Consider the following 14,025-nt stretch of genomic DNA (forward strand, 5'->3'; position numbering starts at 1 on the left):
AGATTCATATTATCAATATATAAATAGTGATAAAAATAATTTATTTAAATTCAGGGTTCGTTTTGGGTATTACTGTGGTAGAAAAGAACGGAAGTTAATCCCAGATTAAATCTAAAACAAACAGAGAAACGCTTTATTTATAAAACATAATATAATTAATGCATTATTTAAATTTGAAGATCAAAACCGGAACTCGGCTGAAGATTGGGAAAGAGTGGACAACTTTTGCAAATAATTTAGTAGTATGTCAATTAACTAGAGAATCTAAATAAATTTCAGCTTTCTGACATTATAAAGACAATTAAAAAATTTAATATAGCAGGTCTCGCATATATTTTTCTACACAATTTGGATAAATATGTCTTAACAAATAAAATGTACTGGTTACATATGTTAACCCTGAATAATTTTTGAATTAGGTCCTTTGATTCATGGCATAGGTTTGTGCAGAATATGCAAGCAAAAGGCAAACTTCTGCAGAGATAAAAATAAGGTGTCGAACATTCCAAAAAATAAAAGTGTAAATATCATCCGATATTGTCGCTTGTTCAAGAACGGAAGAAGGGAAATGAATGGCCAGAATTATGATCGTGGACGATGCCGAATTTATGCGGATGATTATTAGAGATATTCTTCTGATTCACGGACATGAAGTTGTTGCTGAGGTAGATGATGGGGAAGAGGCAATTCAGATTTATTTCGAAGTAAAGCCCGATATTGTGTTAATGGATATAATTATGCCAGATATGGATGGAAAAGAGGCACTGCAAAAAATTCTTACTATGGACCCTAAGGCAAAAATAGTAATGTGTTCTTCCATTGGTCAACAGGCCCTCATAACTGAATCAATGAAAATAGGAGCTATGGGCTTTATAGTAAAGCCTTTTGAGCCTGATGGAATGCTCGATGTAATAAGAAAAATTGCTGAACCGAATTAGATCCAATTTGAGTCTGATTGTAAATCAGTACTATTAAATCAAATTGCATTAACTGAAACTGCATTGAATAAAACAATTGAAGCTGTATTGAATAAAACAATTGAAGCTGTATTGAATAAAACAATTGAAGCTGCACTAATTATGTCAAATTAGACTTTTGTTAAATAAAAATTACAAGACGAAACTATCAAAAGACGAACTATTAAAAGACAAAACTATTAAAATAAATATTATATTTGAAGAAAAGTGCTTGAGATGACTATCCGCGCACTTATAGTGACTGATTCTGCTTTAATTCGCAAATTCCTTTCCGATATTCTCAGTCAGGACCCGAATCTCAGAGTTATAGGAACGGCATTCAATGGAAAGGACAGCCTTGAAAAAATTAAAAAATTAAGGCCTGATGTCGTTCTTCTAGACAATGTTATGCCTATTTTTGACGACCTTAAGACTCTTGCGCGGGTTATGAAAGAGTGCCCAACTCCTGTTGTAATGATTTCAGCCCCTGGGGAAAGAGCTAAGGAGATTACGCTTACAGCCTTTGAATACGGAGCAGTGGATGTAATCAAGAAGCCTGAAGGGATTCTCAGTCAGAGAATACCAGATATTGCAGAAGAAATTTGCAGAAAAACCCGTGCAGCTGCAAAAGCTAATCTTGAAAATCTGGAGTTCATGCGAAATAGGAAATTGGAAAAACCGGACATCAATAAAAGAAAAAAATTAGAGTATAAAGCTGAACAGAAATAGAAACTAAACAAATGTTAGGATTAAACTAGAAATAGAGACTAAAAACCATAATTGAATACGAGACCTAATCTAGAATTCAATCCCATTGAATTCTGTGTTGAAAAATCATAAAAAGGAAAAAAGGAAAATCTGAACTTCCAAAAAAGCAGGGAAAATTATGGATATGTCAAAATATATGGGCATTTTCAGGGCAGAGTCTGAGAAATATATCAAAGAGTTGAGTGATTCCCTGCTGGTGCTTGAGACTGATCCTGAAAATGCGGAACAGATGAATACGTTATTTCGTGCAGCTCATACATTCAAAGGTATGGCCGCAACTATGGGGTTCAAACAAATTGTAGAGTTAACGCATGAAATGGAAAGTTTGATAGACAGACTGCGTACACGGCAAATTGTACTTAATTCTTCTTTGATTGATGTTCTCTTGGTATGTGTGGATGCCCTTGAGGAGCTTTTAGAAAATGTCTGTGAGAGTGAGGGAAATAAGCCCGGAAAAAGAGAAAAAGATGGGGAGACTAAAAACGAGTCCCATACTGATGTCTACGAAGTGTTAAAAACCTTAAGGGAAGTAAACGATTCTCCTGAAAACGCTTCCATTCAAAATGCCGGAGATAAATCCCTGCCTGCAGAGAAAGAAAGTGAAGAAGGCGGAGAAGAAGGTGGAGAAGAAGGTGGAGAAGAAGGCGGAGAAGAAGGCGGAGAAGAAGGTGGAGAAGAAGGTGGAGAAGAAGGCTGCAAAATAAAAGATAACGGAAAAAAATACATTAGAGATAAAGAAGTATCAAAAACTGAAGAAACTAATAAAGTAAAAAATGCCGCGAAAGAAATATATCTACCAGAAAAAGAAGAAAAAACTCCAGCTTATCCAAAATCAAATCCTAAAGTGAAAATTGTTCATAACCCCAGAATCAGTACCGAGCAGCTCGATAAATTGATGAATCTCGTGGGCGAGCTCGTAATTAACCAGAGCAGAATAAACGAGCTTACGCGCAACCTGCAATCCAAGGAGCTTGAGGCTGCACTTTCAGATTTTCATAAACTAACAAGAGAACTGCAAGATGAAGTGATCGAGGCAAGAATGGTACCTCTGGAACATATTACCTATATCTATCCCAGAATGATCAGAGATCTTGCACGCGTACAAAATAAAAAAATTGATTTTATAATCAAGGGTAAAGAAATCAAGCTCGACAGAACTATTCTCGAAGAAATTGGGGATTCCCTGGTTCACCTGTTAAGAAATGCAGTAGATCACGGAATCGAAATTCTGGAGAAGCGTGTGAAACTTGGGAAAAAAGAGAATGGTACTATACTGGTTACAGCTTCAAGACAGGAAAATTTTGTCCTTATTAGAATAGAAGATGACGGATGTGGAATAGATACTAACGAAATCAGGAAAGTTGCATTAAAGAAAGGAATTATCTCAAGAGAAAGTGCGGAGCAGCTTCAGGAAGAGGAAGCAATGCAGCTTATCTTTACTCCAGGTCTCAGTACCTCTGATAGTGTTACCGATATCTCCGGAAGGGGAATCGGGATGGATGTTGTAAAAAACAGAGTTGAACGCCTTGGAGGATCTGTAAAAGTTGAGTCAAAGCCTGGACTTGGTTCCAGGTTCGAATTGAAACTCCCTTTAACCGTTGCGGTTTATCAGGCCATGCTGGTAAGAGTTGAAAAGGAAAAGTACGCAATTCCCTTCACAAACATAGTGAAAAACATTGAAGTTAGCTCACAGGAAATCAAGCATATCAAAGGACAGGAAGTCATTTTAATAGACAATAAAATTCTTCCACTTTTAAGATTGAGAAGGCAGTTTCAGCTACCTGATGATGACAACGAGAACAATATTTTCGTAGTTATGGTTGAAAAACACGGGCAATATATTGGAGTAGTCGTAGACGAGCTGCTTGGAAAACAGGAAGTAATAGTAAAAAGCTTCAAAAGTAAGCTTCTTGACAATACCGGAAGATTTGCAGGAGCAACAATTCTGGGCGACGGAAACGTCATTTTAATTATCGATGTTAACTCCCTTATTTGAGATACGTAGGAAGCATCAATGGAGATAGAAAAGCCTGGAAAAAAACCTGGATAAGAAAACCTGGATAAGAAAACCTGGATAAGAAAACCTGGATAAGAAAACCTGGATAAAAAACCTGGATAAAAAAACCTGGATAAGAAAACCTGGATAAGAAAACCTGGATAAGAAAACCTGGATAAAAAACCTGGATAAAAAACCTGGATAAAAAACCTGGATGAAAAAACCTGGATAAGAAAACCTGGATAAGAAAACCTGGATAAGAAAACCTGGATAAGAAAACCTAGATAAGAAAACCTGGATAAGAAAACCTGGATAAAAGTACTGCCGGTGAAAAAATGGATAACGGTCCAGTTAGAAAGGCAAATGATAGTGAAATAAATAAAGAGAAAAATAAAGGGAAAAGTAAAGAGATAAATAGAGGGATAAAAACATATCAAAATCTAGAAAAAGACCCGGGCTTTGAATTATTAAAGAGAACTATTAGTGGAAACACCGGCTTTAACTGTGAACATTATAAGGAAGCTCATTTCAAGCGTAGAATTAACGTGCGCGTTCGCGCCACCAATTCTGAGAGTTATGGAGCATATCTGAAACTTTTAAAGAAAGATCCGGAAGAATACGAATTTCTTCTTGATGCTCTCACTGTAAATGTTAGTGAGTTTTTCCGAAATCCCGAAACCTTCAGAATAATCGAAAAAGATGTCGTTCCCTCTCTTGTTACAAACAGATCAGGACTATTTATCCGATCAATTCGCATCTGGAGTGCTGGTTGTGCGGCAGGAGAAGAGGCCTATTCCCTTGCTATCCTGCTGCACAGGACCCTGAAAAACGACTTTAATAAGTATAGAATAAGAATTATAGGGACGGATATTGATATTCAAAGTCTGGAAAAAGCCAAAAAGGGCATTTATAATGAGAATTCACTTAAAAATCTTGATCCAGGCACAAAAGAACGTTATTTCTTCAAACAGGGAGATAATTATCAGGTAATAGACGAGGTTAAGAATATAACGCAATTTAAACGCCACGATTTAATTTCAGATCCCAGAATCGATCATTTTGATCTTATTGTCTGCCGAAACGTAATGATATATTTTAAAAAGGAGATTCAAGAGCAATTACAGCTTAGTTTCTACAGGGCTCTCGAAAAAGGAGGATTTTTTATAATAGGAAAGTCCGAAACACTGCTTGAGACTGCATCAAGTTTCTTTAGATCTTATAATACAAGAGAGCGCCTGTACATAAAGGAAATCTAAAAGGAAATTTATGGAAGATCAAGAACCTGAGGAATTTGTATTATCCCAAAATTAGTTCACTTTTTTAATTTAGTTTAATAATTATATCATGTATACAGATAACCCAACTATTTCATTTCAACTTCAAGCTTGCTTCATTTTATATGATCGTTCTCCTTTACTCAAATGAGTTGGAATTACTCAACATTTGACTTATGCCTACCTGCTGCTTTATCGCCTATTTAACTTTCGTACAGTTTAGAATCTGTGAAATAATTTTAGGAGACAACACGAGGATACCGGCAAAAATTACGGACGTACAGCAACCCTTGATACTTCTACTGGTGATCTCCTAATAAGGATTATTTTTAAGGACTGTTTTGAGAGAAGAAGCAACATTGATAAATAATTTTAGATTTTTAAAATTCAGATTTTTAAAACAAGTCATTTTTTCAAACTGTTCATTTTTGAATTCACTTTCGTTTCTTCATCTTTTCTCTGAAAACGCACATGAAATTCTTCTAATCAAAGGCACAAAGAAATGAAAGTACTTGGAAGAACTTTCATGCCAAAATTATATATCTGATATAAATATTATAATTCACATTATTAGTTCCATTAATAAAGCAAAAGAAATAAAAGTAGCATAAAACTTTAAATGTGTATCTGAGGCTAGATCCAAGGTAAAGTGACACATTGAGTATACCTACTCTGAGTCTACCTAAGTACACTCTTAGTATATTTTAAGTATACTTTAAGCAACAAATTAAGTTATACTTTAGATAATACCATGAGTGCACTTGAAGTACGTATTATAGTCATGCCTGTAATTGTTGCAACAAAAAAACATCATTATATCTCATTGGGAAGTTGCATTATTTAGCCTCGTGACCATAGTATACATTAAGTATACATTAAGATACATTAAGTACGCTTTAGATGACACTCTGAGCACTGCTCTAAAATTCTTTGAGTAACCCTTTGAGTAAACACTATATTCTCAGTTATTCTGTAAGAGATCTGAAAAGTTCTGAAAGCTTATAGAAGACTAGAAAACAGGGAACCAAACCTGATCATTCGTAAACTAATGTCATGGCAATTTAATTATTGAGCATACTCTTTGGCATAATCTTTGATAGCTTTTCATCAAAAGATGTCGATTCAGAGTTAACATGTGACCAATAAATAAATTTTCAAGATACTAGTTTCAAGATAACAATAATTAAGCAAATGGGAGATTTTTATGGAAATCAACGGAGTAGAAATCGAAGATACATATGCAGAAGCGTTTCCGATCAAGATTGCACGGGTACTCATAACAGCTGCTACCAAGCGCTGGGCCCTTGTAGCAGCTACTGAAGCTATAGGCTTTGCAACATCCGTTATAATGTGTCCTGCCGAAGCTGGAATTGAGAGATTAGCAAGTCCCGGTGAGACTCCCGATGGCAGGCCTGGAGTTTACATTCAGATATGTAATTTTAAATATGAAGCTCTGGAAGGACAATTGCTTCAAAGAATTGGACAATGTGTCCTCACAGCCCCTACAACTGCAGTTTTCAACGGGCTACCTGAGGCTGAAAAGCAGTTTGCCATTGGTGCTAAACTCAGATTTTTCGGAGATGGTATGGAGTCAGAAGTCCAGATTGAAGGCCGCAAGATGCACAAAATTCCTATCATGGAAGGAGACTTCTTGAACGAGGAAAATATTGGAGCTGTAGCTGGAATTGCAGGCGGAAACTTTTTCATCTTCGGAGACTCCCAGATGACCGCCCTGACCGCAGCCGAAGTTGCTGTTGATGCAATTGGAGAGCTTGAAGGTACAATTACCCCCTTCCCTGGCGGCATTGTATCCAGCGGATCCAAATCCGGAGCAAACAAATACAAGTTCCTGAAAGCTACTGCTAATGAAAAATTCTGCCCTTCCATAAAGGATAAGGTTGAAAACACTGAAATCCCGGCAGATGTCAATGCTGTTTATGAAATAGTCATCAACGGGCTTGATGAAGAAAGCATAAAAGCTGCCATGAAAGCAGGAATTAAAGCCGCTGTAACTGTTCCGGGCGTTAAGAAAATCTCAGCAGGAAACTACGGCGGAAAGCTGGGTAAATATCAGTTTAAACTGCATGAGCTCTTCTAAGCTCTAAAACTTTTTCTTTTTTTACTTTTTTCTCTATTCTTGGCTCGTCGCTACTTCGAGTGGGTAACTTGCATTTAACTTCAAACGCACATGAAATTCTTCAAAATCACAGGCACAAAGAAATGAAAGTAGTTGAAAGAATTTTCATGCCAAGAATTTTCATGCCAAATGCTAAGGTAGCATATTAAAGTAGCAATATTAAAGTAGCAATATTAAAGTAGCAATATTAAAGTAGCAATATTAAAATAGCCGTTATTAAAATAGCAGTTATTAAAATAGCAGTTATTAAAATAGCAGTTATTAAAATAGCAGTTATTAAAATAGCAGTTATTAAAATAGCAGTTATTAAAATAGCATATATGATATATGAAAACAGTTATTGTTGAAAATCACATTCAAGCTCAATTTTTTCATATTTGATCTTAATGCTTTCTAACTAAACAATTATTTTCAATCCATACAAAAAAGCGAAGAGCCTATTCTTTTTTTATTTTCTATTTTAGCCCTTATGTAATGATAATCACAGAATATAGGATCGAATATAAAAAAATCAAAGACTTTAGATATCAAAGACTTTTAGATATCAAAGACTTTAGATATCAAAGACTTTAGATATCAAAGATTATATCAAAGACTTTAGATATCAAAGATTATATCAAAGACTTTAGAGTCCAATTGCATTAAACCCAGAAAGTAAAACATCTCTCGGGTCAATGCCAGTTACATGCATCATGACATAAGCTGCAACGAAGGTCCCTGTCATACTTCCTATGTTTGCAAAGCTTGCGACAAGGAGGACTCGCATGAACTTATTTTTGAACATTTCCTTGAAGGTTTCTACTCCTGCCAGAGCTTTTATGTCTGCAGTAGTAGGGTTTCGCTGTTTCGCTTCGACAAGACCAGCAAACCAGCCTGCAGCAATAAGAGGGTGCAGAGTGGTTAGCCAGGCAACCGAAAAAGCAGTCAGAACTGAGTAAGGATGACCACCTGCAAGTAAAGTACCGATTGCACTGAGAGTTCCTGTAATAATAAACCACCATCCGAAGGCTATTAACAGGAGTTTAAGTGGAACACCAGAAAGCAACAGTAGTAAAAAGAATCCAACTATAACGGCGACAAAAGCAAAGCCAACAATCTTTCCAAGACCTATACGTTTCTTTGGAACCTGCATAAGACTATTCAGGGGAGGAACGCTTTTCGGGTTCTTCAGGTACTCAGTTACTCCTGGCTTATGCCCGGCTCCAATTACCACGACAACAGTTTTGTTTCCACCTGCGGCAACCTTAAGGATGCTTCCTGCAAGATATGCATCCCTTTCATCAATGAGAACCTCAGCTGCAGTTGGGGCAAATTCTCTAAGTTCATTTACGAGGCCAGTTACAACGTCGGTTTCTGTAATTTTATCAATGTCTATGTCAGTTCCTTTTCCTATTCCTATTAAGCCACCTAAAAGGGAAAAGATCATCTTGACTTTTTCCAGGAATTTCATTTTTCCCCAGAAACGCTGGAGGGTCACCTGAATATCCCTATCAATTAAGGCAACTTTAGCTCCTGTAGACTCGGCTTCCTCGATTGCAGCAAGCATTTCGGCTCCGGGCCTTACACCCATGTCGTCGCCGATCTTTTTCTGTACATAGGCAAGCAGCCAGTGAATCATGTAATAGTAAACCTTGCCTTCAGTAAGAATGTCCTTGATAGGCACCTGCTTTTCCTGCACATTACCCTTCAGGGAATCATAACGTCCCCTACAAAGCTCGACAGCTACAATATCAGGTTTCAGCTCCCTTATAGCGGCCTTGACCTCGGCAACACTCTTTTCAGAGACATGGGCGGTTCCTATAAGCACAACTTTTGATGGCTGATATTCAGCCTGATGCGCATCCGAAAATTGAGAAGGTGAAGGAATTGAAACTTCGGAAGCTGAATCAGGAATAGGTTCTGCAATAATTTCGGAACTTATGTCAAGCTTGGTTTCAAGCTTATCGGGTTCTATCTTGGATGCTGACACAGAAGTTTTTTCTTCCTGCGGCATGTTAATTGAAGAACCAGAAATTTTAGACTTTCCGACAGAAGTGGAGTTTTCTGCGGATTCGGTCACAAGTTTGTCCATAGAATATATTGACTCCTGAGATGAACTTATTGACTCCTGAGATGTACTATAAAACTTGTAGTCAGGGTCCTTGTCCTGAGAATCTGTAATTTCAGGTTTGCTCATTGTTAATCTCTCTGCTGCGACACGTTAAGATGATGCGTGAAAGCATGTCCCTTAAAGGACTGCAGTTAATTGCATGAGTAATTAAATTCTTCACATAAAATAACCAAGCTATAAAAAAACTTAGCTATAAGCAGATAGTTAACTGGTGGTAATTATCTGCCAGAGATTTATATTTTGCTGCTTTCAGGTTTTATTATTAGATTCATATTTTGTTATCTTTAGGTTTTATACATAATATTTATAATTTTTAATTTATATAATTGTTTATAAACTTATCTAATATATTCCAATACAATTTGGTAAAACATGAGTTATGAAAAATTTAATAGAGTATGATCTTTTGATAAAAATATCTTTTGATGAAACCTTAATGAAACCTTATTTTGACAAGTCCTTTTTGACTAACTCCCTGTAAAACCTCTTTGATAATTTCCTCTTTGATAATTTCCTCTTGATAAATTATACTTAAGAATTTTCTTACTCGGAAATCTCCCTAATCTAGAGTGTTTAAGAATTACTCTGACCTCAGTTTCAGAGTCCTTACAAGATCCGTTCTTGAGAGTATTCCTACAATCGACCCGTTATCAATAACAAGAACTCTTCCAATATTTTTAGAGGACATAAGTCTCAGGACATCAACGGCTTGCGCATCCGGAGATACCGAGATAACATCTCTGGTCATAATATCCGAGACCTGGGCCGCCGGGCGGTCAACAGGAAGAATATGCTGGATGTCCGTAAACGTCACAATTCCTTTCAGGCTGTCCCCTTCCATAACAGGGTAACCCATATGTTTCTTCTCAAACATGAATTTGACCAGGTCGTCCACACTCATGGAAGGACTGACTGAAACCACATTCCTGGTCATAATATCCCTGACCCTAATATTTTCAAGTGTCACCTCAGCCCGAGTAGAGCGTTCCTCTTCAGACGCGCCGACATAAATAAAGAGCGCGATCAAAGGAAACCAGGGATTGCCTACGAGAATTCCAAAAATTGCCATAAGAACAGCAAAAAATTTCCCTACAGATGCTGCACTCTGGGTAGCTTTCACATAGGACATTCTTCTCGCGTAGAAAGAGCGAAGTACTCTACCCCCATCCATTGGAAAAGCAGGCAGCAGGTTGAAGATCCCGAGTATAAGGTTCATAACCCCAAGAATCCAAATAACAAGGTATACCGGGTTTTGAGAAAGCATAGGGTTAGGGGAAATGAAACTTCCGTATACTAAAAGACAGACTAAGCCTATTACAAGGCTTGTAAGGGGTCCCGCAGAAGCCATTTTTGCTTCCTGTTCAGGTTTTCGGGGTATCTTTTCCATAGACGACACTCCTCCAAAAAGGAAGAGAGTGATGTTCTCAATTTTGACCCCGTAACGCATTGCTAGATATGAATGTGCAAGTTCATGTACAAGGATCGAAGCAAAAAGCAGGATGGCAGTCAGGACTGAAAGCGAATATCTTGTGATAGACGGCTCAACTCCTTCAAAACCAAAAGGTTGCGGGTTGATCGCAAACGCATAAGCAAATATGGGTAATATGAGAAGAAAAGTTATGTGCAGCCTGATAGGTATACCCATAACACTCCCGATTTTCACTGACGATTTCATAAAGTAAATACCCCCATTTTCATTTTTATAGTATTAAGAAGACGGCTAAACGTTGAATATGAACTAACGCTAAATCAGGTTAACGCTAAATCAGGTAAAGTTAGATCTGAACTTAAAATATCAGGTTCAGACTGTCGCGAATAACACAGCTCATCAGGAGTCAAAATTTATAGGTAGTTCTGTTCATAAATTCCACTGGAGCTGTTCGTAATTTCACTAAACTCTGCTCTTAAACTCTTCATAAGTCCACTAAACTCTGCTCTTAAACTCTTCGTAAGTTCACTAAACTCTGCTCTTAAACTCTTCATAAGTCCACTAAACTCTGCTCTTAAACTCTTCGTAAGTTCACTAAATTCTGCTCTTAAACTCTTAGTAAGTTCACTAAATTCTGCTCTTAAACTCTTAGTAAGTTCACTAAACTCTGCTCTTAAACTCTTTGTAAGTTCACTAAATTCTGCTTCTAAACCCTTCTAATTAACTTTCCCTCATAAAGTCGTCTTGAAAAATTCACCTGATCAAATTACCTGATATAAAGATAACTGACCTCAGTTATTATTTGGCGATAATTATACATATCTGTTTGTACGTGATGAGACACGACTAATACGCAATAGCAAATTAAAACAGTTGAGCAAAAACCGAAGAAATTATGTAAGTAAGAAAGAAGTAAGATTTTAAATTCTGCTGTTAATTAAAATTCTGCTGTCAATTAAAGTTCTGCTGTTAATTAAAGTTCTGCTGTTACTTTTCTCAGATCTTGCAGGAATTCGTCTATATCGCGGGATGTGTTGTGAGGCATCAGGACCAGGCGAAGAGACCTTGGGTTGCGAGTAATTGAGACGTTCCAACCAAATTTCTTAAGGAGCTGCTCCCGCACAAGATCAGGGTTCGGAACTCTCAGGGCTACCACGTTCATTACAGGCTCGATCAGAGGTTCGAAACCTAATTTTCGAGATTCTTTGACCAATTTAGCAGTAAGCTGCATGCAGTACTGTACATTTTTTCTATATCCTTCACGTCCAAGATACTTCATAATGGCATAAGTGGCCGCGGCCGAAGCTCCACTACGTGTTCCTGTGAGAGTAAACTGAGCCTTTGTTGTAAGATATGGAGTATTTACCTTAAGTGAGTCCATAAAAGAAGGAGATCTGAATAACAGGGCACCCGAGGGAATTGTGGAAAGACCCATCTTATGGGGATCTATTGCAATGGAGGTAACACCTGGAACTTTGAAATCGAAAGAATATGGCTTTTCAAGGAATGGAATCACAAACCCTCCGAAAGCTGCATCAATATGAAGGAAAATCTCATTTTCAAGAGCAAGTTTTGAAAGTTCCTCAATCGGATCTATCTGTCCGAATTCTGTATTTCCTGCTATCCCTACGAGTCCGATAGTGTTTGCATCTATAAGACTTTCCACAGATGCGATATCCACCCTGAATTCAGAATCCAGAAGAGCTCTTTTAACCTTAATCCCCATCATATTGGCGACCTTATCAAATGAGAAGTGAGCTGACTCGGGAACAACTATATTGAGGATCTCACCTGACTTTTTCCCGTCTTCAGTCACGAGGTTTTTCATGCCTCTTATAGCCTGAATATTAGATTCCGTGCCTCCTGTTGTAAGATAACCGCAAACCGAACTCTCACATGAATCTCCGGAAGGAATTTCAACAGATTGAGCATGAAGAAGTTCTCCCAGCATCTGGATAACTTCTTGTTCCAGTCTGTGGGCACCTGCAAAAAGTCCCAGGTCGCCCAGGTTAGCCTCAATAAATAGCCTGTGAGCCTCAATCGCGATTCTGTGCGGGTGAGTGCACATTGAACTTAAAACCCTGTAGTAATCCGTATCTTCTGACTTTACATCTTCCAAGTAGGAAAATATCTCTTTCTCAGAAAGACCCTGCTCATTCATGTGGATAAAGTAAAACCAGTTTTATTTAAAATACTTATGGAATACAACTGCTAAATTACCAAGTACCTCTCCTAACAACAGGACAAGGAAGTATCCAAAATCTAAAAAAAAGAATTAGGACTTACGCAGTTGAACTGAAAAATCAACAGCATCGAACCGTTAACTGTTTAAAACGTAACTTTAATCCACAGTTTTTGTCGTAATTGATTTTGTTCCTCAAGTGCGTAAGTCCTAAGAATGTATGTTAAGATATCATAATAATGTCTGCTTAAGAGGGAGACCCCTATATTTCGAGTGGAGAGATTTTTGTAGGTATAGAAATGTGAATTTATCAGAACATATAGCTTAGATTTATTAGTTTTTTGAAAACGCACATAAAATTCTTCTAATCACAAGCACAAAGAAATGAAAGTACTTAAAAGAACTTTCATGCTAAACAATATTTTTTCTGATAGATCAGGTCATCAGTACAATGAATATATTTGATAAACATTTGATAAACATTTGATAAACATTTGATAAACATTTGATAAACATTTGATAAACATTTGATAAACATTTGATAAACATTTGATAAACATTTGATGAATACATATAATCAGTTTTTTCTCTATTGTATAAAACTTCTCCAAAAACAAACTAGCCTTTTTAATAATAAATTATATATAGTATTAACTCTATAACTAAACAACATTATTTTACTGATAAGCAGATAAAATCTTATTTTATTTTGCTGCCTAGAACTTCCAATCTCTTTAATGGAAACCATGGGGTCTGGGGGTTATATAAACGTTCCAGTGGAAATTAGGGGGTCTACCCCATTTTTTTACTCTTTTCTTTGTTTATCTTTCTTTGATTTCCTTAACTTTCTTAACTTTCTTTAATTTCCTAGCTTTTTTATTTTCTTTATCTTTTTCTTACTTTTTCAATGCAAATAATTCTGAGTTTTAAAATTTATCTAAAGTTTTTTATTTTCTAAACTCTGTAAACCCTTTTATTCACAGGTGATTTGATTTACATGATTCTAATTTTATCTCAAAATTTTTATTCTTTAATTTTATGTAAAAATATTCTAATTTTCATAACTTCTTCCATTCGAAAGGAAGGGTTTAAATTCAACCTCCATTGATTCTGGAATTCATAATTTTTTGTTTCAGCTATAATAAGTTATATAACGTTGGTTTTTATGGTGGA

General features: G+C 36.6%; 9 protein-coding genes. 5 read left to right on the forward strand and 4 right to left on the reverse strand.

The features are described from left to right. Window positions 1-572: 572 nt before the first annotated feature. The 5 genes from MSKOL_RS18530 (at window position 573) to fhcD (ending at window position 7,092) form a co-directional block, all read left to right on the forward strand. Window positions 573-938: a response regulator gene (locus tag MSKOL_RS18530; RefSeq protein WP_048123422.1), complete on the forward strand. Its 366-nt coding sequence runs from the start codon at window positions 573-575 to the stop codon at window positions 936-938. A 255-nt stretch (window positions 939-1,193) separates the two neighbouring features. Next, complete coding sequence (locus MSKOL_RS18535) at window positions 1,194-1,685, forward strand: response regulator (RefSeq protein ID WP_231592681.1); 492 nt, start codon at window positions 1,194-1,196, stop codon at window positions 1,683-1,685. 157 nt (window positions 1,686-1,842) lie between these two features. Then, complete coding sequence (locus tag MSKOL_RS18540) at window positions 1,843-3,720, forward strand: chemotaxis protein CheA (protein WP_048158049.1); 1,878 nt, start codon at window positions 1,843-1,845, stop codon at window positions 3,718-3,720. A 335-nt stretch (window positions 3,721-4,055) separates the two neighbouring features. Beyond that, on the forward strand, window positions 4,056-4,976 hold the full coding sequence (locus MSKOL_RS18545; RefSeq protein ID WP_048123426.1) for a protein-glutamate O-methyltransferase CheR: 921 nt from the start codon (window positions 4,056-4,058) through the stop codon (window positions 4,974-4,976). 1,222 nt (window positions 4,977-6,198) lie between these two features. After that, window positions 6,199-7,092, forward strand: coding sequence for a formylmethanofuran--tetrahydromethanopterin N-formyltransferase (gene fhcD / locus MSKOL_RS18550; protein WP_048123428.1), 894 nt, complete (start codon window positions 6,199-6,201; stop codon window positions 7,090-7,092). Between the two features lie 212 nt (window positions 7,093-7,304). Here fhcD and MSKOL_RS21715 read toward each other — a convergent pair whose 3' ends face one another. The 4 genes from MSKOL_RS21715 to mfnA form a co-directional block, all read right to left on the reverse strand. Then, window positions 7,305-7,472 carry a pentapeptide repeat-containing protein gene (locus tag MSKOL_RS21715; RefSeq protein ID WP_082091265.1) on the reverse strand — a complete coding sequence of 56 codons (168 nt, stop codon included), beginning with the start codon at window positions 7,470-7,472 and terminating at the stop codon, window positions 7,305-7,307. A gap of 284 nt (window positions 7,473-7,756) precedes the next feature. Beyond that, window positions 7,757-9,307 carry a TraB/GumN family protein gene (locus MSKOL_RS18555; RefSeq protein WP_048158050.1) on the reverse strand — a complete coding sequence of 517 codons (1,551 nt, stop codon included), beginning with the start codon at window positions 9,305-9,307 and terminating at the stop codon, window positions 7,757-7,759. Between the two features lie 514 nt (window positions 9,308-9,821). Next, on the reverse strand, window positions 9,822-10,916 hold the full coding sequence (locus MSKOL_RS18560; RefSeq protein ID WP_048158051.1) for a CBS domain-containing protein: 1,095 nt from the start codon (window positions 10,914-10,916) through the stop codon (window positions 9,822-9,824). A gap of 727 nt (window positions 10,917-11,643) precedes the next feature. Next, window positions 11,644-12,831, reverse strand: a complete 1,188-nt coding sequence (gene mfnA / locus MSKOL_RS18565) for a tyrosine decarboxylase MfnA (RefSeq protein ID WP_048158052.1) — start codon at window positions 12,829-12,831, stop codon at window positions 11,644-11,646. Window positions 12,832-14,025: the final 1,194 nt, after the last annotated feature.

This window comes from Methanosarcina sp. Kolksee, assembly GCF_000969945.1.
Lineage (GTDB): Archaea > Halobacteriota > Methanosarcinia > Methanosarcinales > Methanosarcinaceae > Methanosarcina > Methanosarcina vacuolata.

Coding starts and splice junctions, on each gene's coding strand:
- mfnA (WP_048158052.1), bottom strand. CDS start 12,831: ATGAATGAGCAGGGTCTTTCTGAGAAAGAGATATTTTCCTACTTGGAA.
- MSKOL_RS18530 (WP_048123422.1), top strand. CDS start 573: ATGGCCAGAATTATGATCGTGGACGATGCCGAATTTATGCGGATGATT.
- MSKOL_RS18560 (WP_048158051.1), bottom strand. CDS start 10,916: ATGAAATCGTCAGTGAAAATCGGGAGTGTTATGGGTATACCTATCAGG.
- fhcD (WP_048123428.1), top strand. CDS start 6,199: ATGGAAATCAACGGAGTAGAAATCGAAGATACATATGCAGAAGCGTTT.
- MSKOL_RS18535 (WP_231592681.1), top strand. CDS start 1,194: ATGACTATCCGCGCACTTATAGTGACTGATTCTGCTTTAATTCGCAAA.
- MSKOL_RS18545 (WP_048123426.1), top strand. CDS start 4,056: ATGGATAACGGTCCAGTTAGAAAGGCAAATGATAGTGAAATAAATAAA.
- MSKOL_RS18555 (WP_048158050.1), bottom strand. CDS start 9,307: ATGAGCAAACCTGAAATTACAGATTCTCAGGACAAGGACCCTGACTAC.
- MSKOL_RS18540 (WP_048158049.1), top strand. CDS start 1,843: ATGGATATGTCAAAATATATGGGCATTTTCAGGGCAGAGTCTGAGAAA.